The sequence below is a fragment of the Rhodopseudomonas sp. B29 genome (genome assembly GCF_000333455.1).
Lineage (GTDB): Bacteria > Pseudomonadota > Alphaproteobacteria > Rhizobiales > Xanthobacteraceae > Rhodopseudomonas.
On record NZ_BADD01000457.1, the window covers coordinates 1 to 1443 of the forward strand.

Here is a 1443-nt window from a genome sequence, read left to right on the forward strand (position 1 = left end):
CGTCCTTGGTGCGCTGATTGTCCTGCACGCCGGACAGCGTCGCTGCCCGGCTCGACACCGCCTGGGCTTCCTGAGCGAGCTGCTGGCAAGTGTAGTTTTGGTAGGCGACCGGCGACACATAGCTCGGCGCAATATCCGACGATGCCGACGCACAGCCGGCCAGCGCAGCGCCGAGCGCCGCGACGAGTACAATCCGCATTTGAGCCCCCATCTTGCGGCCGCCATCCAATTGCAAAGGCGACGCGCCGGGCAAGGCGGATTCGGGTGTCTGAGACGCTGGGTAAAGGGAAAGGTTGTGGTTGAGCGCTGCCTGATGCCGACGGCATGCCCATCGGCGATGTACCGCCTGCCAGCCGCGCTGATCGGCGGATGCCGCCTCCGGCTTGTGCGCCCCTACAGGCGGCGGGCCAAATATCGCGAAGGGAAAAATGGTCGGAGCGAAAGGATTTGAACCTTCGACCCCTAGTCTCCCAGACTAGTGCGCTAACCGGGCTGCGCCACGCTCCGATGCCATTCCGGGCCGCCGTTTCGGGCTGCCATCCGGCCTTGATGCTGTAGCTTCGATCCGCCTTTCGCGCAAGCCGCGGGCGAACCTTCCCCTGCCGAGAACGCGGAAATCGGCCCTCCTGCGCCACGGCGCACGGACCGTAGGGCGGATAAGCCGTAGGCGTCATCCGCCAAACTGCGCACGTGAGCAGGCGAAGGCGGCTTTTGGGCCGGCGCTGGATGGCGGATGGCGCTGCGCTTATCCGCCCTACGGCCCGCCCCCTACCCGTCCTTCATGGCCGCATCGAGCAGCGCGCGGGCGGCCAACAACTCGCTCAGCACGGCGCGCAGCGGCGCCAAATCGACCGGCGGCGTTGCCGGGGCGGACGATGAGAAATCCAGCGGCGGCAGGTTGAAGTCGTCGTCTTCGTCATCGGCGGCGCCGTGCGGCGCGCTGAGGCCGATTTCGTCCTCGTCTTCCTCCTCGAATGCCGGGCGCTTGGGCGCGGGCTGGTCGAAGCTCGGGGCGCGGCGCGCCTCGAAGTTGCCGCTGCCGCGGGTCGACGGCGGCGGCGCCGGCGCGGCGCGGTCGGGCTCGCCGAGCGCGGCGTGCAGGTCGAGGCCTTCGTCCTCGCCTTCGTAATCATCATCGTCGAGGTCGATGCCGTGGACGGGCGCGTAATCGTCGTCCTCGGTGACGGTGCGGGAGATCGCAGCCTCGACCGCACCGAAGCTCGCCACCGCGTCGGCGTCGGCCAGCCGCTGCACCGACTTGATGCCGTGCTCTTTCAGGATCCGCTGCACACCGCGGATGGTGTAGCCCTCGCCGTACAGCAGACGGCGGATGCCCTTGAGCAGATCGACGTCGTCCGGGCGATAATAGCGCCGGCCGCCGGACCGCTTCATCGGCTTGATCTGGGTGAAGCGTGTCTCCCAGAACCGCAGCACGTGCTGCGG

Annotated in this window: 1 protein-coding gene, 1 tRNA gene and 1 pseudogene; all 3 read right to left on the bottom strand. The window is 68.1% G+C overall.

The window, feature by feature from the left end; all coding sequences use genetic code 11:
- Nucleotides 1–199: pseudogene (locus I5M_RS16355) on the bottom strand (hypothetical protein); the annotation flags it as partial.
- 230 nt (nt 200–429) lie between these two features.
- Nucleotides 430–507, bottom strand: a tRNA-Pro gene (locus I5M_RS16360).
- 261 nt (nt 508–768) lie between these two features.
- The coding region (locus I5M_RS29925) for a MerR family transcriptional regulator (protein WP_022722377.1) at nt 769–1443 on the bottom strand (675 nt) is incomplete at its 5' end.